Origin of the sequence: Streptomyces sp. NPDC014891 (genome assembly GCF_043081085.1) — a bacterium.
Taxonomy (GTDB): domain Bacteria; phylum Actinomycetota; class Actinomycetes; order Streptomycetales; family Streptomycetaceae; genus Streptomyces.
In genome coordinates, this window is record NZ_JBIBWF010000010.1 from 274,255 (window position 1) to 296,885 (window position 22,631).

Annotated in this window: 23 protein-coding genes; 10 read left to right on the forward strand and 13 right to left on the reverse strand. The window is 74.1% G+C overall.

What is annotated here, in order from left to right; translation table 11 throughout:
- Window positions 1–411 precede the first annotated feature (411 nt).
- Window positions 412–822 carry a rodlin gene (locus ACF09E_RS27830; RefSeq protein ID WP_388793020.1) on the reverse strand — a complete coding sequence of 137 codons (411 nt, stop codon included), beginning with the start codon at window positions 820–822 and terminating at the stop codon, window positions 412–414.
- Between the two features lie 218 nt (window positions 823–1,040).
- Between ACF09E_RS27830 and ACF09E_RS27835 the strand changes: the two genes are divergently transcribed.
- Both ACF09E_RS27835 and ACF09E_RS27840 read left to right on the forward strand, forming a co-directional pair.
- Window positions 1,041–1,454 carry a rodlin gene (locus ACF09E_RS27835; RefSeq protein ID WP_361861190.1) on the forward strand — a complete coding sequence of 138 codons (414 nt, stop codon included), beginning with the start codon at window positions 1,041–1,043 and terminating at the stop codon, window positions 1,452–1,454.
- A gap of 171 nt (window positions 1,455–1,625) precedes the next feature.
- Window positions 1,626–1,859 carry a chaplin gene (locus tag ACF09E_RS27840; RefSeq protein WP_392207974.1) on the forward strand — a complete coding sequence of 78 codons (234 nt, stop codon included), beginning with the start codon at window positions 1,626–1,628 and terminating at the stop codon, window positions 1,857–1,859.
- Between the two features lie 67 nt (window positions 1,860–1,926).
- On the opposite strand, the gene ACF09E_RS27845 is transcribed toward ACF09E_RS27840, so the two are convergent.
- Together ACF09E_RS27845 and ACF09E_RS27850 are read right to left on the reverse strand one after the other, a co-directional pair.
- The gene (locus tag ACF09E_RS27845; RefSeq protein WP_392207976.1) at window positions 1,927–3,204 is read right to left on the reverse strand and encodes an FAD-dependent oxidoreductase; all 1,278 of its coding nucleotides are present in this window, start codon (window positions 3,202–3,204) and stop codon (window positions 1,927–1,929) included.
- 14 nt (window positions 3,205–3,218) lie between these two features.
- Window positions 3,219–4,574: an ATP-grasp domain-containing protein gene (locus tag ACF09E_RS27850; protein WP_392207978.1), complete on the reverse strand. Its 1,356-nt coding sequence runs from the start codon at window positions 4,572–4,574 to the stop codon at window positions 3,219–3,221.
- Window positions 4,575–4,732: 158 nt separating this feature from the next.
- Here ACF09E_RS27850 and ACF09E_RS27855 point away from each other — a divergent pair, with 158 nt between their 5' ends.
- On the forward strand, window positions 4,733–6,301 hold the full coding sequence (locus ACF09E_RS27855; protein WP_392207980.1) for a glycoside hydrolase family 26 protein: 1,569 nt from the start codon (window positions 4,733–4,735) through the stop codon (window positions 6,299–6,301).
- Window positions 6,302–6,321: 20 nt separating this feature from the next.
- Here the strand turns inward: ACF09E_RS27855 and ACF09E_RS27860 are convergent, their stop codons facing one another.
- The 8 genes from ACF09E_RS27860 to ACF09E_RS27895 are packed head-to-tail and all read right to left on the reverse strand — an operon-like array spanning window position 6,322 to window position 15,995.
- Entirely contained in the window at window positions 6,322–7,479 is a 1,158-nt protein-coding gene (locus tag ACF09E_RS27860; protein ID WP_392207982.1) for a GNAT family N-acetyltransferase, read from the reverse strand.
- The gene (locus tag ACF09E_RS27865) at window positions 7,476–8,153 is read right to left on the reverse strand and encodes a lipopolysaccharide biosynthesis protein (protein ID WP_361862001.1); all 678 of its coding nucleotides are present in this window, start codon (window positions 8,151–8,153) and stop codon (window positions 7,476–7,478) included. The genes ACF09E_RS27860 and ACF09E_RS27865 overlap by 4 nt, the downstream gene beginning before the upstream one ends.
- Before the next feature lie 13 nt (window positions 8,154–8,166).
- Window positions 8,167–9,300 carry a glycosyltransferase gene (locus ACF09E_RS27870; protein WP_392207984.1) on the reverse strand — a complete coding sequence of 378 codons (1,134 nt, stop codon included), beginning with the start codon at window positions 9,298–9,300 and terminating at the stop codon, window positions 8,167–8,169.
- Window positions 9,297–10,100: a polysaccharide deacetylase family protein gene (locus ACF09E_RS27875; RefSeq protein ID WP_388793033.1), complete on the reverse strand. Its 804-nt coding sequence runs from the start codon at window positions 10,098–10,100 to the stop codon at window positions 9,297–9,299. The genes ACF09E_RS27870 and ACF09E_RS27875 overlap by 4 nt, the downstream gene beginning before the upstream one ends.
- A complete protein-coding gene (gene murJ, locus ACF09E_RS27880) occupies window positions 9,997–12,108 on the reverse strand; it encodes a murein biosynthesis integral membrane protein MurJ (protein WP_392207986.1) in 2,112 nt (703 codons plus the stop codon). Before murJ ends, ACF09E_RS27875 begins: the two co-directional genes overlap by 104 nt.
- A complete protein-coding gene (locus tag ACF09E_RS27885) occupies window positions 12,101–13,414 on the reverse strand; it encodes an O-antigen ligase family protein (protein WP_392207988.1) in 1,314 nt (437 codons plus the stop codon). The genes murJ and ACF09E_RS27885 overlap by 8 nt, the downstream gene beginning before the upstream one ends.
- A gap of 2 nt (window positions 13,415–13,416) precedes the next feature.
- Window positions 13,417–14,862 (reverse strand): sugar transferase, encoded by a 1,446-nt coding sequence (locus tag ACF09E_RS27890; RefSeq protein ID WP_392207990.1) that lies wholly within the window; start codon window positions 14,860–14,862, stop codon window positions 13,417–13,419.
- Window positions 14,859–15,995, reverse strand: a complete 1,137-nt coding sequence (locus ACF09E_RS27895; RefSeq protein WP_392207992.1) for a glycosyltransferase — start codon at window positions 15,993–15,995, stop codon at window positions 14,859–14,861. Before ACF09E_RS27895 ends, ACF09E_RS27890 begins: the two co-directional genes overlap by 4 nt.
- A gap of 623 nt (window positions 15,996–16,618) precedes the next feature.
- On the opposite strand from ACF09E_RS27895, the gene ACF09E_RS27900 reads away from it, so the two are divergent.
- The 6 genes from ACF09E_RS27900 to ACF09E_RS27925 all read left to right on the forward strand — a co-directional run bounded on the left by ACF09E_RS27900 (window position 16,619) and on the right by ACF09E_RS27925 (window position 20,628).
- A complete protein-coding gene (locus ACF09E_RS27900; protein WP_030324034.1) occupies window positions 16,619–16,858 on the forward strand; it encodes a chaplin in 240 nt (79 codons plus the stop codon).
- Window positions 16,859–17,135: 277 nt separating this feature from the next.
- Window positions 17,136–17,816, forward strand: coding sequence for a hypothetical protein (locus ACF09E_RS27905; RefSeq protein ID WP_392207994.1), 681 nt, complete (start codon window positions 17,136–17,138; stop codon window positions 17,814–17,816).
- A gap of 239 nt (window positions 17,817–18,055) precedes the next feature.
- Window positions 18,056–18,337, forward strand: coding sequence for a hypothetical protein (locus ACF09E_RS27910; RefSeq protein WP_329282458.1), 282 nt, complete (start codon window positions 18,056–18,058; stop codon window positions 18,335–18,337).
- A 258-nt stretch (window positions 18,338–18,595) separates the two neighbouring features.
- The gene (locus ACF09E_RS27915) at window positions 18,596–19,411 is read left to right on the forward strand and encodes a hypothetical protein (RefSeq protein ID WP_392207996.1); all 816 of its coding nucleotides are present in this window, start codon (window positions 18,596–18,598) and stop codon (window positions 19,409–19,411) included.
- 154 nt (window positions 19,412–19,565) lie between these two features.
- Window positions 19,566–20,042, forward strand: coding sequence for a hypothetical protein (locus ACF09E_RS27920; RefSeq protein WP_392207998.1), 477 nt, complete (start codon window positions 19,566–19,568; stop codon window positions 20,040–20,042).
- A gap of 310 nt (window positions 20,043–20,352) precedes the next feature.
- Complete coding sequence (locus ACF09E_RS27925) at window positions 20,353–20,628, forward strand: chaplin (protein ID WP_030324043.1); 276 nt, start codon at window positions 20,353–20,355, stop codon at window positions 20,626–20,628.
- Window positions 20,629–20,707: 79 nt separating this feature from the next.
- Here ACF09E_RS27925 and ACF09E_RS27930 read toward each other — a convergent pair whose 3' ends face one another.
- Both ACF09E_RS27930 and ACF09E_RS27935 read right to left on the reverse strand, forming a co-directional pair.
- Window positions 20,708–21,574 (reverse strand): tyrosinase family protein, encoded by an 867-nt coding sequence (locus tag ACF09E_RS27930; RefSeq protein ID WP_361857870.1) that lies wholly within the window; start codon window positions 21,572–21,574, stop codon window positions 20,708–20,710.
- The gene (locus ACF09E_RS27935; protein ID WP_392208000.1) at window positions 21,558–21,971 is read right to left on the reverse strand and encodes a tyrosinase family oxidase copper chaperone; all 414 of its coding nucleotides are present in this window, start codon (window positions 21,969–21,971) and stop codon (window positions 21,558–21,560) included. The genes ACF09E_RS27930 and ACF09E_RS27935 overlap by 17 nt, the downstream gene beginning before the upstream one ends.
- Window positions 21,972–22,119: 148 nt before the next feature.
- Between ACF09E_RS27935 and ACF09E_RS27940 the strand changes: the two genes are divergently transcribed.
- Entirely contained in the window at window positions 22,120–22,623 is a 504-nt protein-coding gene (locus tag ACF09E_RS27940; RefSeq protein ID WP_361857865.1) for a DUF5949 family protein, read from the forward strand.
- Window positions 22,624–22,631: the final 8 nt, after the last annotated feature.

Genomic DNA, 22,631 nt, shown 5'->3' on the forward strand with positions numbered 1-22,631 from the left:
CGCACGGTAATTCGAGCACCCTCGCACACAGATCCGCGACGCGACATGAACAGGACGAATCACTCTCCCGCGATGCCTGTGGAATGATGCGGGAATCGCAGCGGAAGGAGCGAAGATGGCGCCGGATCCCGGTAAATGGGAACGGATGGCCTTCATTCCGAAGAGCCGATATGTGAGCGATCCGCCCCCTGCCGACCGCACACCGTTCCCCCTCTATTCCTCCCTCGTGGCCCAATGGGCTCAGGCGGGCCGGACGGTGCCGGGGATGCCGGACCGCGAGTGGGAGCGGCTGATGGCCACCCCGGTCTGGCCGACCTGGTAGCGACGGCCCCGTGCCCTCGGGGGACGCGAGAGGGGCCGCCCCGGAGGGCGGCCCCTGACGTACGGACGTCGTCGCGCGGAGGCGGGACGTCAGTTGTTGCCGACGCCGTTGCCCGAGAGGATCGGGATGTCGTCCAGGATGTGCGAGAGCGCCTCGTCACCCTTGGCCTGGGTGGAGTTCTCGGTGCACTGCTGGTTCTGCGGGGAGGACAGCACGTTGACGTCCTGGACCGCGATCGGGATGGCCCCGATGAGCGAACCGGCGTTGACCTTGGCCGGCAGACCCACGCACGGCTTGTTCAGGGAGCCCTGGACCAGCGCGAACTGCGGGCTCATGTTGCCGTACGTGGCGGAGTTGCCGTACTCCTGGTGGGCGCCGTTGCCGCTGAGCGACGTGGTGCCGCCGTCGTTGCCGATGGCGAGCGCGGGGGAGGCGACGGCGGCGGTGGCGCCGACGATGGAGACGGCCGCGGCCGCGGTGGCCATAACCTTCTTGATCACGGGAGTTCCCTTCTAGAACCGGCTCCGTGCAGGGAGCGCCCTGGTCAACTGGGTTCGGACGCCGGGGTTCCGCTGTGTCACCCCCCTGGGGGAGCGCACTCGGCAGCGCTGAACGGGGCGCCAGTCGAACGGGTGAAGAGCCGGAACCTCAGCCCCCGACCGCAGTTGATCCCGTCGCATCAATCACGTCGATTGGTGGGAACAGGAACGGAATCACCGTGATCAAGAAGATTATGGCGGCTGCGGCTGTTACGGCCTCTGTTGTCGGCGCTTCTGCTGCGGCGGCCTCCCCGGCGCTCGCCATCGCCGACGACGGCGGCACGACCTCGCTCAGCGGCAACGGCGCGCACCAGTCCTTCGGCAACTCGAAGACCACCGGTGACATGAGCCCGCAGTTCTCGGCCGTCCAGGGCTCGCTGAACAAGCTCTGCCTCGGCGTGCCGGTCAAGGGCAACGTCGGCTCGGTCGTCGGCGTCCTCGTCCCGGTCGCGGTCCAGGACATCAACGTCCTGTCCTCCCCGCAGAACCAGCAGTGCGCCGAGAACTCCACCCAGGCCAAGGGTGACGAGCCGCTGTCGCACGTCCTGGAGGACATCCCGGTCCTCTCCGGGAACGGCGCCTACAACGGCTGATCCGTCCCGCGCCCCACAGGGCCGGAGGGAGCGTACGCGCTCCCTCCGGCCCTGTGTCGTGCGGGCAATGGAGTGAAAGAACGGCAGGGGTCTTTCTCGCGGTTTCCTTTGTGCGGCATGTTCGTTGTGTTGCGTGAAAAGCGTTCCGCCACCGAAAGGATGCAGACGAAAATGAACTGTAAGAAGGCTGCTGCCGTCGTCGCCGGAATCATCATGGCCATGGGTGTCGCCACCCCCGCCTTCGCCGACGCGGGCGCCGAGGGTCTGGCCGTCGGTTCCCCGGGCGTCCTCTCGGGCAACGTCGTCCAGATCCCGATCCACATCCCGATCAACGCCTGCGGCAACAGCGTGAACGTCATCGGCGCGCTGAACCCGGCCGCGTTCAACACCTGCATCAACGCCTGAGCCCTCGGCGGCCCGCAGGCACGGTCCGGCCCTCGGAGAGCCTCCGCTCCCCGGGGGCCGGCCCCCCTCACGCCGAGACCGGTGCCCTCCCGTCCGTACGCGCCCGGCCCGCCGTGCCGCCCCGGGCACCCGCCCGCAGCCGCCGCCGCACCCCGCGCACCAGCCGCCCCGCCGTGTACTCGGCGCCCAGGACGAACCGCATCGACGGACCGTACGAGGGGGCGGTGAGCAGGCCGGCGAGGAACAGCCCCGGCCACGAGGACTCGAAGAGACCCCCGACCTCCGGAGCACCGCCCGCACCGACCCTCCGCAGCGCGCCGCGCAGCCCGGCGCTGAGGACCTCCGCCCGGTCCAGGCTCGGGGTGAAGCCGGTGGCCGCGACGACGTGGTCGGTCTCCAGCACCTCCGCGCCCCCCGGCCCGCTCACGACGAGCCGCAGCCGCCCCTCCCCGGTCACCGCCGCCGAGCTGATCCGCTGCCCGAGGCGCACGTCCCCGACCGCCGCGAACCGCTCGCGCAGCCACCAGGCCCCGGCCGGTCCCAGCGCCGACGCGAAGACCCGCTCGCGGGTCGCGGCCGGCAGTCGCCGGAAGGCCCCCGGGGCGTCCGCGTACGCCTTGTTCCGCCAGCCGCAGCCGAGTCCCGTGTGCGGCGCGCGGACGGCCGGCCACGGGCCCCGGTCGAGCGCCGGCGGCAGGGCGTTCCAGCGCAGCCGGTCCGCGCGCGCGACGATCCGCACCGACGCGGCGCCTCCCTCGACGAGCAGCACCGCCGTCTCCAGGGCGGCCTGCCCGGCTCCGACGACGGTGACGTCCAGGCCGGCGAAGCGGTGCAGCCCGCCGTGGTGGCTGGAGTGGGTGACGTACCGCCGGGGCAGGGCCCGCAGCGGTCCCGGGACCTCGGCGAACGGCAGGACGCCGACGGCCAGGGCCACCGTCCTGGCCCGCAGCGGCTCGCCGTCCTCGGTGCGCAGGACGAAGCCGTCCGCGCAGGGCACGACCGAGTCGATCAGCCGTCCGTCGACCGGGGGCACCGCCTGCCGGGCGAACCAGTCGCCGTACGCGGCGAAGAAGTCCACCGGCAGCGGCACCCCGTGCTCGGCGCGGACGCCCCGCGTCGCGGCGTAGGCGTCGAGGCCGTACGCGCCCGCCGGGTCGGAGAGGTGGGAGGCCCAGGGCTCCGACTTCAGGAACATGCCCGGGGGCATGGCGTGCCAGGACTCCATGGAGCGGCCGAAGACCCGCAGGTGCAGCCCGTGGGCGGCGGCGTGCGCGGCCGTGGACAGACCGTACGGCCCGGCCCCGACGACCACCAGGTCGTACGGCGACCTCGACGACTTCGGCATCCGGTCCTCCGCCTTCATCGGGGGGTGAGCTGGCGCGAGGAGCTGCGGGCCCGCGGCGCCCGCGCGGACAGCGCCGGACGCGCCCGACGGCCCGTCAGGTAACGGCGCGCCGCGGTGATCGCCCGGCGCAGCAGGTGGCCGCACCAGGCGAGGCCCATCGCGAGGGCCGGCGCGGGGTCGTCCGCCGCGCACCAGGCGTACTCGGTCGGCAGCGGCTCCTCCGCGTCCCCCGTGCCGTGCCGGCTCGCGGGCCCGTCCGCGGGGTCGCGGCGCGGAGCGGTGAGGTACGACAGGGCCGCGTAGTTCTCGACCACGAACCGGCGGCCGTGCACCGGGGCGTGCGGGGGGACGCGGCACCCGGTGAGGTCCAGGTGGAGCGCCCGGACCACGTCCAGGCCGTCCGGGTCGGCGAAGAGCCGGAACTGCGCGCCGGGCCGGGGGTTGAAGTCGAGCAGGTGGTACGCGCCGGTCGACGGGTTCAGCCGGAAGTCCAGGTCGCACACCCCCCGGTAGCCGAGCGCGCGGAAGAGGTCGCGGGCCGTGCGGTCCACCGCGGGGTTCGCCGTCCAGCGGCCCACGGCGGTGAGCCCCGCCCCGTCCGGCCACGACCTCTCCTTGCGGCCCGTCGCCCCCGTCGTACAGCCGCCGTCCGCGTCCACGTACCCGTGGAAGAACCAGTCCAGGTCGCGTCCCGACGGCAGGAGTTCCTGGAGCAGCAGCCGGCTGCCCGCCTCGGGGGTCCGCGCGTACAGCTCCCGCACCTCCGCGAGGGACCGCACGATCGAGGTGCTGCGCAGCCCGCCGCCGGCCGGCAGCAGCCATGGCCTGCTCCACTTCGCGACCACCGGCAGGCCGATCGACCAGGCCATGGCGGCGGCCTCGTCGGTCCCCGTGGGCAGTTCGGTACGGGGATGGGGCAGGCCCAGGGACGCGCAGGTCTCGGCGAGCGCCGCCTTGTCCGCGACGCGCAGCAGCTGCTCCTCGGTCTGCTCGGGGAGCAGGAAGCGGGGGGAGAGCTCGGCGCGGCGACGTGCCAGGCCCAGGGCGCTCACGTCGTCCAGGGGGAGGACGAGCAGGGGAGCTGACGCAGTGTCGGGCGAGCCGTCCGCCGCGCCCCCGATCTCGTCCGCGTACCGGTGGAGGAGCGTGACCAACTCGGCGGTGGAGACCGGCCCGGGGCTCGCGCGCGCCGACCGGAGATAACGGGAGCGGGCGACCGGGCTGGTGCCGGATTCGATGACCGCGTGGACCGGAATTCCCGCTCTTCCCAGCGATCGGGCGGCGCCCAGCGTGCCGTGGTGGAAGGGGTTCCGGTCGAGGCGCACAAGAACGGTGGGAACGCTGGTGTCGAAACTCTGTCGGCGCGGCACGGCATCACCCTGCCTTCCGGGTGCCCCAACTGGGCGATGAAATCCTCTAATGGACTACTGATCAGAGGAAAGTCGCGTTCACGGTCGGCTCAATAGGAATACTTTCGGAACATCGGATTGACGGATCATCAAAGTGCGTACCACGCGAAGGAGCGGCCATGGCGGCGACACACCGGAGAACATCGAGCGTGTGGCTGGGGGTGCTCACCGCCGGTCTCCTCGCCTCGGGCTCCGTCGTGCTGTCGTCCCCCGCGCACGCCTCCGCACCGGCGGCGGCGAGCGACCCCGGACCCTCGCTCTCCAGCGCCATGGGAGCCTTCCTCGACTCGGGCGCCCCCGGCGTCGCCCGCATCCAGCAGCTCCAGCAGTGGCTCGGCGGACGCGAACTCCGGGTCGGCCACACCTACCTCCCCGGCGACCTCTGGAAGAACATCGAGGGCCCGCCCGGCTTCCTCGACGCCTGGGCGAACTGGCGCAACGCCAAGGCCGACCGCCTGTTCGTGCTCAACGTGCCCATGCTGGAGCGCAACGAGGCCGGCGTCTCCGACGCCGAGGTCCGCCGCCAGCTCCAGCTCGGAGCCGCCGGCTACTACGACCACCACTTCACCGCCCTCGCCGAGCGGCTGGTCCGGCTGCGGGCGCTCGACACCGTCGTCGTCCTCGGCTGGGAGATGAACGGGACGACGTACACCCACCGGTGCGCTCCCGACCCGACCGCGTGGAAGAAGTACTGGAACCGGATCGTCACCGCGATGCGGGCCGTACCCGGCCAGAAGTTCCGCTTCGACTTCAACCCGAGCCGCGGCCGCGACGCCGTCCCGTGGACCGAGTGCTATCCGGGCGACGACGTCGTCGACATCATCGGGATGGATTCGTACGACCAGCCCCGCGGCTCCCGGTTCGACGAGCACGTCAGCGAACCGTACGGCCTGCAGAAGCAGGTCGATTTCGCCGCCGAGCACGGAAAGCCGATCTCCTATCCGGAATGGGGGCTCTTCCGCAACGGTGACAATCCCGAATACATGCGGCGCATGCTGGAATGGATGAAGCAGCACAAGCCGCTGTACCACACGATCACGGATTACTGCCCGCACGGCGTCTGGCAGTGCGACGACAATCCGCAGTCGTCGCAGACCTTCCGGCAGATGCTCTACGGCACGGAGCCGGAGCTCCCGACCCAGCCGACGGACCCGACGGACCCGACGGACCCGACCTGGCCCACGGATCCCACGGATCCGGTGGACCCGACGCTTCCCGAGCCGAAGCCGGAGCCCAAGCCCGAGCCGAAGCCGGAACCGAAGCCCGAGCCGAAGCCGGAACCGAAGCCCGAGCCGAAGCCCGAGCCGAAGCCCGAGCCGAAGCCTGAGCCCAAGCCGGAACCGAAGCCTGAGCCCAAGCCGGAACCGAAGCCTGAGCCCAAGCCGGAACCGAAGCCTGAGCCCAAGCCGGAACCGAAGCCTGAGCCCAAGCCTGAGCCCAAGCCTGAGCCCAAGCCGGAACCCAAGCCCGAGCCCAAGCCGGAACCCAAGCCGGAACCCAAGCCGGAACCGAAGCCTGAGCCCAAGCCGGAGCCCAAGCCCGAGCCTCAGTCCGTCTGTTGGACCGTGGACCTCGGTTCATGGGTGGAGAACTGGATCGGCGGGCCCGTCTGCGTCCCCAAGGACTCCTGGAAGGACGAGGTCGACCTCGACTGGAAGAGCGCGCTGGAGGGCGTCTGGCCCTTCTGACCCCCTGACGGCGGCGGCGATCAGCCGCCGCCGTTCGGCGTCCGGCCGGGCAGCCGGCCGAGCGCGCGGCCCACCCAGGCGCGCTCCCGCGCCTGGCGGGCCGCCCAGCGGCGCGCGTCCGCGGCGGCCGCACGGAGCCACAGCAACGGGGCCGTACCCCGGCCCGCCAGCATGAGCCGCTGGTTGCCGACGGTCTCGGGCCGCCAGTGGTGCTTGTACGCCTCGGTGCCCCGCAGCATGCTCAGCGTGGCCCGGCCGCCCGTGCCGGCCTCTCCGGCGCCGTGCCGCAGCAGCATCGTCGCGACGTCGACCTTGCGGGCCCGCAGCGCCGGGTCGGCGCCGTACAGATAGCCGCCGGCGAGCCGCGGGGACATCAGGGTCAGGTCGGCGGCCACCACGTCCCCCGCCAGCCGGAACTCGGTCACCATCGCGTCCCCGCGCTCCACCATCGGCCGCACCGCCCGCGTGAGGTGCTGGGCGAACCGCTCGCTGGTGTGCTCCGCGGTGACGCCCCGCCCCTGCCACTGGAGCCGGTGCAGGCTCAGGAGCCGGTCGAGGGCGGCGGGCACCTCGGCACCGCTGACCACGTGCGTGTCGATGCCGAGGGCGTCGAGCTTGCGCAGCTTGGCCCGGACCCGCTGGGCCTTCCCGGACGGGATGCGGGCCAGGAGCCCCTCCATGGGGACGGCGGGCAGCTCCAGGCACAGCGAGTCCGGCATCCGCCGGCGCGGCCCCCGCCAGTGCACGAGGACCCGCTCGCTGGCCGCCCCCGGCCGAACCTCCCGCAGGTCGACCACCGTGCCGCGGGCGGCCCGGGCGAGTCCCGCGGCCAGCGCGGGCGCCGCCTCGGGGCAGCCGTCGTCGAGGAGCACGTCCGTGAAGTCGGTGATCGAGCCGCCGAGCTGGGCGAGGACCGGCAGCGGGCCGCGGACCCGCATCAGGGGAGCGGCGGCGACGAGTTCCCCGTCGTCCCGCCGTACGAGCACCAGCCGCAGCGCACCGGGCCTGCCGTACGAGAGCCACCAGGAGTGCAGCCAGGCGTGGGACTGGAAGGGGGTGGCGGTGGAACAGCGGCCGTACAGCGCCGTCCACTCGGCCGCCAGCCGCCCGAAGCCCTCCTCGTCACGGCAGATCTCCGTCCGCAGGCCCGACGGGACGTGCACGGCTCTCGGGCTCATACCGCCTCCGGCTGGTGCGCCGCGGAGGCCGGGGCGGGCACCGCGGCCGGCGACCCGGCGGCCGCGGCCTGCCGGGAGTGCCGGGCCTCGCCGCGCGCGGCGGCCCGCCGGGGCCGGACCAGCAGGGCGAGACCGCCGAGCAGCCCGCCGCCGCAGGCGCCGACGAGCGCCGAGAGGGACGCGGACGGCGAGACCGGCGCGACCGGCTTGGTGGCCCGGGAGAACTGCACGACCTTCACGCCCGTACTGCCCGCGACGTGGGTGCTGTCGAGGATCAGCGCGCGGGCCACCCCGTCCGCCATGGACACGGCCTTCGCGGGCTTCGCGGCCCTGGCGGTGATCGAGATCATCGGGGCGTCCGGCGAGGTCGCCGCCTGCACGTCCCGGCGCAGGGTGTCGGCGGTGACCCCCGCCCACACCTGGGCGTCCCCGGTGACCGCGATGTCGGTCGCGACCCGGCCGTAGGCCTGGGCGAAGCCGATCGCGGCCGCCGGGTCGGACTTCGCCGCGGGGACGACGATGACGTAGCTGGTCGCCGCGTACTCCGGGGTCTGGAGGACCCCGTAGCCGCCGCCGAGGACGGCTCCGGCGAGGACGGCGGCGGGCAGGACCGCCCAGCGGCCCGGTGCGCGCAGGCCGGCGGGGAGCAGGGCACGGCGTGGGGTGGTGTTCATGGGACGGGTTCTCTCACTTCGCGGGGGAGGGGGTGCCGTGGACGGCCTGGTCGTAGAGGGACATCAACTGCTGTGCGCTGTGCGCGATGTCGTAGCGGCGGGCGGCGGCCGGCGGCGGGAACCGGGCGGGCCGGGCACCGTGGACGCCGCGCAGCGCGGAGATCAGCTCGGGGACGGATCCGCCGATCCGCCGCGCACCCGGTGCCGCCTCCGGGGCCAGGTCGTCGACGGCGGGGCAGGCCACGTACAGGACGGGCAGTCCGGCGGCGAGGGCCTCGACGACGGCCAGCCCGAAGGTCTCGTCGGGGGACGTCGACACGAAGACGTCCATGGCGGCGAGGAGTTCGGGCAGCGAGGGACCGGACGCGCCGGGGCCCGGCGGGTCCTCGCAGGCCCCCGCGAGCAGCACCCGGTCGGCGGCCCCGCACGCGCGGGCCGTCCGCAGGAGTTCCGCGCGCTGCTCGCCCTCGCCGACGAGGAGCAGCCGGACGTCGGGGATCCCGGCCACCGCGCGGACCAGCCGCTCGAACCGCTTGCCGGGCGTGAGTCGGCCCACCCCGCCGACGACGTAGGCGTCCTCGGGCAGCCCGAGGACGCCCCGGGCTCGCCGCCGGGCCCGGACGTCGAAGGCGAAGCGGTCGGTCTCGATGCCGTTGGGCACGATGCTGATGCGGTCCCGCGGCACACCCCAGTCGGCGAGCCGGCGGGCGACGCTCGGGGAGACGGCGACCGTCGAGGTGCCGAGCCGCTCGGACGCGAGGTAGAGCGCACGGGTGCCCGCCGAGAGCGGGCGGCCCTCGATCTGGGTCTCGCCGAGGGAGTGCTCGGTGGCGATGACCGGCCGCACCCCGGCGAGCCGGGCCGCCGTCCTGCCGTACACGCAGGCCCGGTAGAGATGGGTGTGCACCAGGTCGTAGCGGCCCTGCCGGACGATCCGGGCCAGCCGCGGGACCGCGCCGACGTCACGGTTGCCCGCCATGCCCAGATGGGTCACGGGAGTGCCGTCGGACTCGATGCCGGTGGCGACCGCACCGGGGTTGGTGAGCGTCACCACCCGCCCCTGGACCGGCAGATGGCGCAGCAGCAGCCGCAACTGCTGCTCGGCGCCGCCGATGCCGAGCCCGGTGATGACGTGCAGGACCCTCACGAGGCACCGACCACGGCCGGGCCGTACGGCGCGGGGAGCAGGTCGGCGGGACGGCGGCGTCGCAGCGGGTGCAGGACCCGCTTCGCGGTGAGCCGCCACGAGGTGTCGCCCTCGCCGATGTGGACCCGGGGCAGGGCGTACGTACCGGTGTGCGGGCCCGGGTCGATCGCGCAGCCGTAGCGGTAGCCGGCCCGCCGCACGGCGTGGATCACGCGCGGGTCGACCCGGCCGTACGGATAGCAGAAGCCCTCGACGGGCGTGCCCGTCATCTCCTCCAGGAGCGCGCGGCTCCGCCGGGTCTGGTCGGCCAGTTCCGCGTCGTCGGCCTCGGTGAGCGCGACGTGGGTGAGTCCGTGCGAGCCGATCTCCATGCCCGCCCGCGCGATCCGCCGGATGCCGTCCTCGTCGAGGAGCGGCTTGCGGGGGCCGTCCGCGTCCCAGGTGTTCTCGCCGCCGAGCCGCCCCGGCAGGACGTACACCGTCGCCGTGAAGCCGTGCCGGCGGAGCAGCGGGAGCGCCGAGTCGAGGAAGTCCGCGTAGCCGTCGTCGAAGGTCAGGCCCACGAGCCCCTTGGCGCGGCCCTCCGCCGTGGCGGTGAGCAGCTCCCCGACCGACACCCCGCGCAGCCCCCGGTCGCCCAGCCAGTGCAGCTGCCGGGCGAAGCGCACGGGGGAGACGGTCACCCGGTACGGATCGTCAGCGGGGTCCGTGATCGAGTGGTACATCGCCACCCACGGGGGCGGCTTCATCCACAGGGGAGGCTTCGGCAGCAGACGACTCAGCGCGGTGGCGGCGGGCATGGGAGGTCCTCCGGAAGGCGGAGCGGGGCAGGGGTGGGATCTCCGGCGCCCTGGGGGCGCAGGCGAGGTAGAGCAGGAAGACGCCGGCGACCACCAGGCCCGCCACCGCGACGGCGAGCACGGCGGGGCCGATCGCGAGCGAGCACAGCCAGCCGGCACCGGTGGCGCACGCGCCCGCGACGGCGAGCCGGAGCAGCCCCTCGCCGAGCCGGCCGACGCGGACCGGGACGGCCTGCCGGTGCGCGCCGCGCAGCAGCAGGACCGCGGTCAGGGTGATGCCGAGGGCGTTGGCGGCGGCGATGCCGACCGAGCCCCAGGCGCGGGCGCCCGGGACTCCGGCGACCGCGGTGACGACGAGCCCGGCGGCCATCGCGGCCGCCGGGTACCAGAGCGGGCGGGCGGCGGAGAAGTAGCAGCGGACCAGCGCCCCGACCATGGTCTGGCCGAGCAGGCCGAGGGCGTACACCCGCATGACGGCCGCGGTGGCGACGGTGTCGGAACGGGTGAACTCGCCGCGCTCGAAGAGGAGCTCGACGATCCGGGGCGCGGCGGCGATCACCGTCGAGGCACCGACGAGGACGACGACGGCGGCCAGCAGCAGGTCCCGCTCCACGCGGCGGCGGGCCCCCTCCGTGTCGCCCGCCGCGAGGGCCCGGGCGACCACCGGGAAGCTGACCGTGCACAGCATCAGGGAGAGGATCATCGGCATCTGCGCGACCTTCTGCGCGTAGTTCAGATGCGAGATGGCCCCGGCGGGCAGCGGCGAGGCGAGGAACCGTTCGATCAGCGTCTGGGACTGCCGGGACAGCGAGAACGCGACGACCGGCGCGATCAGTCCGAGGACCAGGATGCGGCCCTCGGCACCGGAGGAGGGCGCGAGCGCCTCGGGCTCCCGCACGGGTACGGGGCGGGCGCGCAGTTCCCGGACGAGCGAGGGGGCCTGGACGAGGACCATCAGGATCCCGCCGACGGCGACCCCGGCGGCGGCCGAGCGGACGCCCCACGGCTCGCGGAGCAGCAGGATGGTGCCGATGATGCCGACGTTGTACGCCACGTAGATGGTGGCCGGCGGCAGGAACGAGCCGTGCGCGCGGAGCGCCGCCGAGCAGTAGCCGACCAGGGCGAACGTCAGGACGCAGGTCCCGGTCAGCCGCGTGCAGTCGATCGCGAGCCCGGGGTCGGGCAGGCCGGGCGCGAGGACGTCGACGATCAGCGGTGCGGCGGCGACCAGGACCGCGGCGACCACCCCGACGGTCAGGGTGAGCCGGGGGAGGGTGCCGCGGACCAGGGTGCGCACCGGGTCCTCGCCCGGCCCGCCGGAGCGGTGCGCCAGGGCGCGGGAGAACGCCGGCACCAGGATCAGCGCCAGCGCGTCCTCGATGAGCAGCGTCGAGGCGAACTCGGGCACCGTCCACGCCACCAGGAACGCGTCGGTCTCCGCGCCGGCGCCGAAGTACCCGGCCAGGATCTGGTCCCGGACGAGCCCGAGCAGCGCACCGAGCGCGGTGAGCCCGGCGGTCACGGCGGTGGCCTTCGCGAGGAACCCGCGGCCCTCGGGCGCCCCGGTCCTGGCCGTCCTGCCGCGGGCGTGGGCCCGGCGGCCGGACGACCGGAGGGCGGCGGGGGCGGGCGGAGCGGCGGGTGCGGGCGAGGACGGCGAGGCGGGCGCGGGCACGGAGGCGGCCGGGGCGGGGCGGGCGGGGACGACCCGTCGACGCGCGGGACGGCCGGGGGTGGCACGGCGGCCGCGCGCGGGTCGCGCGGGACGGCCGGGGGCGGCCGGTGGTTCGGCCCGCTCGGCGCCCTTGCCCGTGGGCGCCGCAGCGCCCCCGCCCGCCCCCGGCAGCACGACGGCCCCCGGGGGCCACGGGGAGTCCGTGGGGCCCGGAGGCACGGTCGGCCAGGGATCGGTCAGCGGGGCGCCGCAGGGCGGACCGCCCGTGGCGCGCGGTTCACCGGCCCGCGGGGTGTCCGTGGGCTCCGGTTCCCCGGCCCACGGGTCACGCACGCCGGACCTCCGCGAGGGCCCACCAGGCCGCGAGGCCCAGCACGACCGACATCAGCACCGTCGACGGGCCGCCGATGTCCGCGTAGAAGAAGTCGATGAGCTGCCAGCCGATCAGACCCGTCGCGACCAGCGCGCAGTCCGCGCCGAGGCGGCGCCGCCGGAGCGCGCCGACGAGCAGCGCCAGCCAGCTGCCCGCGAGGGCCAGCAGTCCGAACAGCCCCTGCTCGCTGAGGACCAGGAGGTACATGTTGTGCGGGGACAGCAGCGGCTGCCGTGCGAAGGCGGCGCCCGCGCCGGCCGTGTCGCTGCCGGAGGACAGGGCGAGCGAGGCGTTCGAGTCGCGGTACTGCGGGAAGCCCTTGAGCCCGACGCCGGTGACCGGCTCCGCGGCCCACATCCGCCCGGCCGCCGCCCACATCGTGTACCGGTCCGTGACCGACTGGTCCGGCGCGGCCGCCACCTGCGAGATGCTCGCGACCCGCTCCTTCACCATCGACGACCCGATGCCGAGCCCGCCGACCATGACTACCCCGAGGGCGGCGGCCGCCAGCGCCACGCACGCGGCCCGCCGGGGACCCGAGAGCAGCAGCTGGACGCCGCAGGCGAGCACGGTCGCGATCCACGCGCCCCGGCTGAACGACAGCACGAGCGGCACGAACAGCAGACCGGCGCAGACGAGCGCCGCCGTCCGGGTCCGCCCGGGGCGGCTGCCGAGCGCGATCCCGGTCACCACGACGAGCCCGTACGACACCACCGTCGCCATGCCCATCACGTCGGTCGGCCCGAAGGTGCCGACCGCCCGCACGTCCTCGCCCATGTACGAGGCACCCGTGCCGGTCAGGTACTGGACGACCCCGACCGCGCCCTGGACCAGCGCGAGCCCCACCAGACCCCAGGCGATCACGGCGAAGTCCCGCCGGTCACGGATCATCAGGAGCACCGCGGCCGGCACGAGCACGAAGATCTGCACGTACCGGGCGACGCCCGGCAGGCTCGCCGCCGGGTCGTTCGAGGTGATCGCGGCGAGGCAGACGCCGAGCACCGGCAGGCCGAGGACGACCGCCGCCGTCCGCGTCAGCGGCCGGGCGCCGCCGCGCACCACCCGGACCAGGCAGATCAGCACGAGCAGACCGGAGGCCGCGTCGGCGACCGTCCCCGTACCGCCGGTGCCGCCCTGCGCACCGCCCTCGCCGGGGACGAGCAGCAGGGCGATCACGGCGAGGACCGGGGAGAGGGTCCCGGCCCGGCGCGCCCAGTCCCGGACCTCCCCGGGGGCGAGCGCCGGCGCCGTCACGGCCGCGGCCATCCTCAGCTCCCCGTGGGTCGGACGAGCCCGGCGGCCGTGCGCAGCAGGATGCAGACGTCCTGCCAGAGTGACCAGTGGTCGATGTAGTGGTTGTCGAAGCGGCAGCGGTCCTCGATCGAGGTGTCGCCGCGCAGCCCGTGCACCTGCGCCAGACCGGTCAGCCCCACCGGCATCCGGTGCCGCGCCGCGTACCCCACGTGGATCTTGCTGAACTGGGCGACGAAGAAGGGGCGTTCGGGGCGGGGGCCGACCAGGCTCATGTCCCCGCGGAGCACGTTCCACAGCTGCGGCAGCTCGTCGAGCGAGGTCTTCCGCAGGAAGCTCCCGGCCGCGCTCATCCGCCGGTCGCCCGCCACGTTCCAGCGCGTCGCCGACTCGGCGTCGTCGGAGGGGCGGAGCGTACGGAACTTGAGCAGCGTGAACAGCCGGCCGTGCTGGCCGACCCGCTCCTGCCGGAACAGCACCCCGGGGCCGTCCGAGAGCCGCACGGCCAGGGCGCAGAGCAGCAGCACCGGCAGCGCGAGCGCCAGCGCGGGCGCGGCGAGCACGATGTCGAGGGCGCGCTTGGCGGGCAGGCCGCGCCCTTCGGCCGGCGGGGCGACGCGCTGCCAGGCGTACCCCCACATGTGCGCGCCCATCGGGCCGTCCTGCGGGCCGCCGGCCCGCCAGGTCGTGCAGCCGTAGTGCTGGAAGAGCGTCACGAGCCCCGGGTCGTCGTCGAGGAACACCGCGTCGCGCACGGCGTTCTGGATGACGGCCCGGTGGATCTCCTCCGTCGTGGTGAGCACCGGGAGCCCGGCCTCGCCCGGCGACCGGGGCGCTCCGCCCTGCTCGGGCACGCCGACGATGCCGACCGGCCGCACCCCGTACTCGGGATGCTGGGCCGCCGCGGCGGCGAACCTGCGCGCGGCCGCCGCACCGCCGACCACCAGCGCCGAGCGCGGGTGGGCGCGGGCGACCCGGCGCCGCCTGGCGAGCACCAGCGCGCGCACCAGGATCACGACGCCGACGTGCGTGGCGTACGCGGCGAGGAGCCGCAGCGGCCCGATCGCCAGGGTCGGGGAGTACGCGGCCACCCCGGCCGCCGCCAGGCACCAGGCGACGCCGGCGCGGGAGGCGAGCGCGGGCAGCTCGTCGAGGGCCCGGGTGTGCGGCGCCGGCCGGTGCAGCCCCGCCCTCCCGTCGAGGACGAGGACGAGGGCCACGACCGGCAGCAGCAGCCGCGGGTCGTGGTGGGCCGCGCTCAGGAACGCGGCCCCGGCGAGGACGGCCAGGCAGTCGACGACGACGAGCGGCAGCACGCCGGACCGAGGCCGCTCGGGGCGGAACGGGAGGACGGGCCGGCCGGTCGGACGGCGGCGCTGGGCGAGGGAGGCGAGGCCGAAGGCCTGGCCCGCCGTGGGCCAGGGGCCCGGCGTGGGAGGGATGCTGGTGCTTTCGGTGGTCACTGCGCAATCGGCTCTCTGTGCTCGGTGCCTCGCACTCCGGCCAGTTCGCGGTAGACGTCCGCGACGGCCGCGCCGGTGCGCCGGACATCGAATCTGCTGAGTACGTGCTCGTGGGCCTCGCGGCCCAGGCGGTGCCGGAGCTCCCGCCTGCCGAGGAGGCGGCCGAGAGCGGTGGCGAGCGCGGCCGGGTCCTCGGGCGGGACCAGGCACAGCGGTTCATGGGCGGGCGGCAGGCTCTCGCGGGCCCCGTCGACGTCGCTGACGACGACCGGCCGGCCGGCCGCCATGGCCTCCAGGGGTGCGAGCGCCATGCCCTCCCAGCGGGACGGCAGGACGACCACGTCGGCGGCCCGGAACCAGGGGACGGTGTCGTCCACGGCACCGGTGAACCGCACCGAGGGGCCGGCGGCCGCGCGCAGCCGCGCCCCGTCGGGCCCGTCGCCGACCAGGACGAGACGGGCCGCCGGCACCTCCGCCAGGACGGCGGGCCAAGCGGCGAGCAGCACGTCCTGCCCCTTCTGGCGGCAGAGCCGGCCCACGCACACGACGGTCGGCGCCGGGTTGCCGGGCGGGCCGTCGGTCGCGAACCGGGCCACGTCCACACCGTTGTGGACGACGGACCAGTCCGCGGCGACCCCGGCGGCCTCGCCGGTACGCCGCTCGGCCTCGCTGACGCAGACGATCCGGTGGGCCCAGCGGGCGCCGAACCGCTCCCAGCGCCTGGCCAGCGCGGCGGTCGTCCCCTCGACGGCCTCGAAGGACCAGGCGTGCGGCTGGTACACCGTCGGAATCCGTCCGCGCACGGCGAGCCGGGCGCAGAGCCCGGCCTTCGCACTGTGCGCGTGGACGAGTCCGGGGCGGATGCCGCGGATCACCCGGGCGAGGTCCCGGGTCTCGGTGACGAGCCGGGGGCCGGGATTCCGGCCGGCCCGCCAGTCACGGGTGTCGGCCCCCTCGGCGCGGACCGCCGCGGCGAGCGGGGTGTCCGGCGGGCAGGCGACCGACACCCGCAGGCCGGAGGCCAGTTGGGCGCGGACGAGGTCGATGACGACACGGGCGACCCCGCCGTCACCGGGCTGGACCGCGTGCAGGACGGTGACGGACCCGGGGTCCGTGTCTCGTGGAGGCAGCACGTCAGCGCCGGACGTCCGCCGGGACGGAGGTCGCACCGGACCGGACGGCGAACCGCCCGCCTCCCGCCCGGCCGACCCCACGGGCGCCGGGGAATTCGACGCCGCCGGAACTCCTCGCGGTGCCCGCGGAATCAGCGGAACGGAAGCCGTGCCGCACGGACTCGTGGCGCGCGGCGGACCGCACCGCACACGACCGGGGGCACACCACGCTGCGACGTACAGCAAGAACCGCTGAATTCCGCATACAGGTTCTCCGCTTTGCTGAGAGAAGGGAGGGAAGACCCGTGAAGGCCGGGAAGGGGGAAGGTGTCGTCCGCACGAAATGGGTGAACGCGCGGCGGGCCCGGAAGCAACGTTCGGATCCGTTATAACCCCGGCGCGGGGCGATAGTACGCATTAGATGCCTGGAAACGCTAACTCCCGTATCTCCGCGGCTGTTTCCTCGTTGAGCGTGTTGCGCCATTCCACGCCCACTCCCTCCAATGGCCCTCCTATGGCCCAAAGATCGGTTGAACGTCACCCGTTCGGGAGAGCAACCGATGAAAAGCCGGGGCGTTGTTGAGGGAGCCGGGCCGAACAGTCCGCGCAGTCCACGTTGAATTTCGATCGAGGAGCACTTCCCCATGTCCCGTATCGCCAAGGCCGTTGTCCTGACCGTGGGTGCCGCCGCCGCGGTCGCCGGTGCCGCCGGTGCCGCCACCGCCGACGCCGGCGCCGAGGGCGCGGCCGTGAAGTCCCCCGGTGTCGGCTCCGGCAACGTCGTCCAGGTCCCGGTGCACATCCCGGTCAACCTCTGCGGCAACACGGTCAGCGTCATCGGCGCGCTGAACCCGACCTTCGGCAACACCTGCGTCAACGCCTGATCCGGCACGCCTGATCGGTCCTTCCGAAGCCGGTGCGCCCGCCCCCGACGGGGCGGGCGCACCGGCTTTCTCCTTGCGGTCATGGGCTCGGTACTCGTTCGGCGGCACCGTCGTGCGCCGTCCGGTGCAACGGCGTACGCCCCGTCGGAGGGCATGTTCGAGCACCGGATTCACCCGAACGGGGGCGTGGCGCTCAGTAGTTCTGCGGTTGCGGAGCGCTATACCCGCAGGCACGGTGAGAGGGAAGTTGTCCGACGCATAAGGAAAAGGAACACATATGCGTCCCCTGGCCACGCGCCGCATCACCGCCCTGGCGATATCCGCCGTCATCTCCCTCGGCACGGCGGGACCCGCCCTCGCCGACGCACCCCACCCGTCCGTCACGGCCGACCGGGCCGTCCGCGCGCCCGTCCCCGACGGCACCTCCCTCGCGGCCGAGGCCGAGGAGCTCGGCGACCTCGACGGGGTGCTCACCCCGGTGAGCGAGCTCGTCGCCGCCGCCCTCGAGGCCGACACGGGCCGGCCGCCCGCCGTCGACGTGGAGGCGTTCAGGGCCAAGGTCGCGGCGTTCGTCGAAGAGGCCGAGGCCGCCGCACGGATCCCGCTGCCGGACCTCCCCGTGACGCCCCCCGCGGCCGGTGCAGACCGGGCCGCCGCCCCGGCCGACCTCGTCGGCGATGCCCTCGCCACCGTTGAGAAGGCGATCGCGGGCCTGCTCGCCGCGGTCGGCTCCGGCGACACCGCCGGGGTCGTACCGCAGGCCACGGCCACCCTGACCGCGCTGGTCGACACCGTCCTCGGCGCACTGCTCGGGGGCGGCCTGCCCGCGGCGCCCACGCTCCCGGTCCCCGCGCCGGAGCTCCCGGTCCCCGCGCCCGAACTGCCCGTCGACGCTCCGGTGGCGCCCCCGGCGGGCGTGCCCGAGCTGCCGGTCGCGCCGCGGCTGCCCGCCGGTTAGCCGTCCGCAGGTCCCGTGCCGGCCCGGCGTACCGCCCGGGCCGGCACCGGCGCGCGCTCCGGCGCGCGATCGGCAAATAGCACCGGTCGGCATCGATCGGGTGCAGTGTCGAGAAATCCTTCCTTCCGGAGTTTCCGCGCGGCACGCCGTTCGTTACAGAAGCAGAACAATGCGCACGGGATTCGGCCAAGAAGCCTGTGCAGCACGTGACTTGAAAGCACAGAGGAAGGATTCTCCCCATGAAGCCCACCAAGGTCGCCGCGGTCGTCGCCGGTTCGCTGATGGCTCTGGGTGCCGCCGCGCCCGCCATGGCCACGGAGGCGCTCACCCCCACCAGCCTGAACGGCGGCCTCGAAGCGATCGCCGCCAACGGGCTGAAGTCGGACGTCCTGAGCAGCACCACCGACGGCTCCCCGGTCAAGACCGTCACCGACACCGCGACCCAGCTGAACGAGACCACCAAGGGCGCCCCGCTGCTGGGCGGCCTCCCGGTCCCCGGCGGTCTGCCCCTCGGCGGCTGACACCGGCTTTCCCGTCCACGGCTGACACCACATCAGCGACGCTCTTTTCGAGGGCACTTGCGGCGCCGGTAAAGGCGCCGTTCCCCACGGTCGGCTGATCGAATGATTTTCTGATCAGCTGCCGTGTGGCCCCGGTTGCACGGGGTTCGCCGACCCATACCCTCTGGCCAGTCCCACGCGAACGTCGGCGTGGATGAGGCCGGTCGGAGCGAGGGGGGATCCTCGCCGGCCTCTCCCTTTCTCCAGAGGAAGAGCGGTATGCGGTCCATCATCAGCAGGAAAGTACTCACCGCGGCGGCAGCGACCGGCATCCTGTCGCTGAGCGGCGGATTCGCCCTGGCCGCGAGCACCCACGCCGGTACCGGTGACGGTCCGGGCCCGGGCCACGCCGGTCATGCCCAGGCCCCGCTGTCCGCGGACGTCTGCGGAACGAGCATGGATCTCGGCGGCTTCGTCGCCGCGGCCGTCGGCGACCTCTGCGCCCAGGAGGAGGACCCCGGCGGTTACGGCGACGAGCCGGGTGAACCCACGCACCCCGGCGAGCCGACTCATCCGGGTGAACCGACGAAGCCGCCCACGCACCCGCCGACGCACCCCCCGACCCACCCGCCGACCAAGCCGCCGACGACGCCGCCGACCACGCCCCCCACCACCCATCCGCCGACGCACCCGCCGACGACGCCTCCCACCACGCCGCCGACGAAGCCGCCGACGACGCCCCCGACGCACCCCCCGACCCACCCGCCCACGCACCCCCCGACGCACCCGCCGACCAAGCCGCCGACGACGCCTCCCACGACGCCGCCGACCACGCCTCCCACCACCCATCCGCCGACGCACCCGCCGACCACCCCGCCCACGTACCCGCCGAAGCCCGACGAGTGCGAGAAGCCCGGTCCGGGCGAGGAGCCGGAGCCCAGCTGCGGGCCGACCAAGCCGCCCACCTCGCCGCCCGAGCTCCCCGACACGGGCAGCGAGACCGCGCTCATGGGCGCGGCCGCGATCAGTGCCGCACTGATCGTCGGCGGCACCGTCGTGTACCTCCGCGGTGGGCGGATCGCACGCCGCCACTGACGCCCGGCACCCGCCCGGCGTCAACCCGAGGCCCTCACCTTCACCGGTGAGGGCCTCGCCCGTTGCTGCACATGGGGGAGTTCCGGGGACGTTCGCCCGAAGACCTCGTTGTCAGAACATGACTCTGCGCTCTCACGCCGGCATGGGACTCCTCATGACCGCATTCGCCTCCGCCGCCCTGGCCGCCCCGGCCTCGGCCGTCGAGGCGCCGGTCGTCGTCCCCCTCCAGGGGCTCGACCCGGTGCTCCCGATGGACGCCCCGACGGTGGCCACCGGCGTACCCGTCCCGATGCCCGGCGCCCCCACCGGCTTCCAGAAGGGCCTCGGCTCGCTGCCCGACGTGACGCTGCCCAGTGTGCCGCTCACCGGCACCCTCCCCGAGACCGTGGTGGCCGCCCCGCTCCCCGAGGTCGTGAAGGACAGCGAGCCCGGCCGGGCCCTCCTCGCCACGCCGCACTCGGAGATGGCGGCGGCCACCCCGGGCGCCGTCGTCGGCAACCCGGTGGTCGCCCCCGAGGGCGACGGTCTCGCGGGCCTGCCGGACCTCGCCCGGCCGCGGGTCGGCCTGCTGCCCCCGATGGCGAGCGGGGCGCTCGACTCGCAGCTCGGTCTGGCGCCCGAGGCGCACTGACCCGCGGGTCGCGGCGGACTTCCTCCTCGTTCCTCTGTGCGATCGGCGGCCTCACGGGTGGAGACACGATTCTTCCCCGCCACCGGAAGCGCTTTCGTTCGTTGCAAGAAGAGGCTTGTCGCATGGCCGCGACCCGCGGGCCGAGCCCGTACCGCCGTATCCGGCGGCGGACGGTGCTCGTCCCGCGGGTCATTTCTCGGTTTTCCCTCCTCCCTTTCGGCCCAACGCCCGTGACCCGCTCCGTGGTGCGACGTTGAACGGGAATGACGGCCGTGATTCCTGCGGTCGCTTTCCATCCAAGGAGTTCTTGATGTCTCGCATCGCGAAGGCTGCCGCTGTTCTCGCCGGCACGGGTGCCGTTGCCCTCAGCGGAGCCGGCCTGGCCGTCGCCGACTCGGGCGCCGAGGCCGTCGCCGCCCACTCGCCCGGTGTCGCCTCCGGCAACGTCGTCCAGGTCCCGGTCCACGTCCCGGTCAACCTCTGCGGCAACACCGTCAACGTCATCGGTCTGCTGAACCCGGCGTTCGGCAACACCTGCATCAACGCCGACGGTCACGACAACGGTGACGGCGGCTACGGCGGCTGATCCCCCGTAACGACCGCGTCCCCCCGATCCGGCCCGGATCGGGGGGACGCGTGCGTGCGGGGCACGGGCCCGCCGGCCCTCAGGCGTACCGGTAGATCCGGCTGTGGTCGAGCATCGAGGCGGGCGTCACTCCCCAGGGGGCCATCGGCTCGTGCCGGGCGACGACCTTGCGGTACTGGCCGTCCCCGAGCGGCGGAGGTTCCGCCGGGAGGTACGCGGCCCCCGGGTTGCGCTGCTGCCAGCGCGACCAGACCAGGTCGACGAACGAGTGGTGCAGCCAGAACACCGGGTCGTTGACCGAGCCGCCGCCGAGCATCAGACCGCCGACCCAGCGGTGCACCCGGTTGTGGATCCGGAACCGCTCGTTGCCCCGGCCCGGCGCCCAGCCCTCCAGGCGGTTGCGGAAGCCGGAGGAGCTCGTGGAGTTCCAGGGGGTCGCGTCGTACACCCGCTCCCGCATCACCTCGTCGAGCTGCGCCTGCGTCGGCAGCGCGATCGGATCCCGCGGGCGGCCGAAGTCCCTGGTCAGGAAGCGTTCCTGGGTCATCGACTGGGTGATCGTCCAGCGTCCGGCGGAGTGAGCGAACGGGCCGGTCATCACCTGGAGGTCGCTCCGGCGGCCGTTGCCGCCCAGGAAGTCCTCGCCCCAGAGCGAGGACGCCGGACTGTTGTCCCGGGTCCAGTCCCAGTACGGGACGGAGACCGTCGGATCGATCCGGCGCAGGGCCGTCTCGAACTCCAGCAGGAACTTGCGGTGCCAGGGCAGGAAGCTGGGCGTCATGTGCGCGACCCGGAGCCGGCCCTCCCCGTCGGCCGTGTAGTGGTCGATGTGGGTGCGGACGAAGCGGTCGTACGCCCCCGTCCGCTTGAGCTCCAGGACGGCGGCGACGAACTTCCGGCGCTCGGCGCCGGTCAGGTCGCGCTGGTTCTTACGCGTGTACACCACGCGGGCTCCCTCCCGTCGGGTCGGTGGGGACGCCGTGGGCGCCGGCGAGCGGGGAGAGCCGGGCGGTGCCCAGTTCGTCCACGGCCGCGCGGACCGCCGCCCGCGGCGTCGGGCAGGACTCGTAGTGGTCGATCGGGGTGACGTAGCCGCCGTCGGCGCAGCGCATCAGGTGCAGCGGCAGACCGTCGACGAGGGCCGCCGGCTCGCCCTCGGAGCCGGAGAAGCCCAGGATGCGGCGGCCCCGGTACAGCTCGTCGAAGGCGTGCGGATCGCGCGTGTCCGCCGCGGGCGGACCGGAGGGCGGGCGGCTCGCGATACGGCCCAGGGCGCCCCCCGTGAAGGCGGTGACGGCCAGCGCGAAGAGGGACCGCAGTGCGACGCGGCGGGGGACGATCATGGGTGATCTCCTCGGGGTCGTGGGAGCCCTCAGGGCACAACGATGAAAACCCGGGTTCGTTGCGGCGGAAATGCCAGCGGCGTGAATGTCGGCCGATCGGGTGAATTCGGCGCGGGGAAAGGGTGGTTGGAGCACTAGCATCCGATTCATGACCACTTCCAACGTCGTTTCCTCGGCGCGCAGCGCCTCTCCGCTGGGAACTCTCACGGTGATCCCGTGGTCCAGCGAGCCCTCCGCCGACGCGGCCGGGACGCCGTTCCTCATGGCGTATTCGCTCGGCGACGGCCGGGACGGGCCGGAGGCCGGTCAGCAGGCCATGCGGACCGCCCTGGAGGCCATGGGCCTCTCCGTCGGCGACCGGCTCTTCGATCTGGAGAAGGACGCCGGGATCACCGCCTCGCTGCTGGTTGAGGGCGGCTCCGCCGTCCTCAACCTGCCCTTCCTGAAGGTGCAGTGCCCGGTGCCCGACGAGTGGCAGGAGGCGGCCCGCGAGCGCGGTCAGGTCTACCTGATCTGCTCCGTGCGTCCGTGGCCCGAGGCGGTCCCCGGCCAGCCGGTCGACGAGGCCGCGCTGCGGACCTTCGTCTCCGACGAGGAGATGCTCAAGGACAGCGCCCACGTCCTGATGCCCGTCCGGCGTCTGCAGGGCTGAGCGGGAAG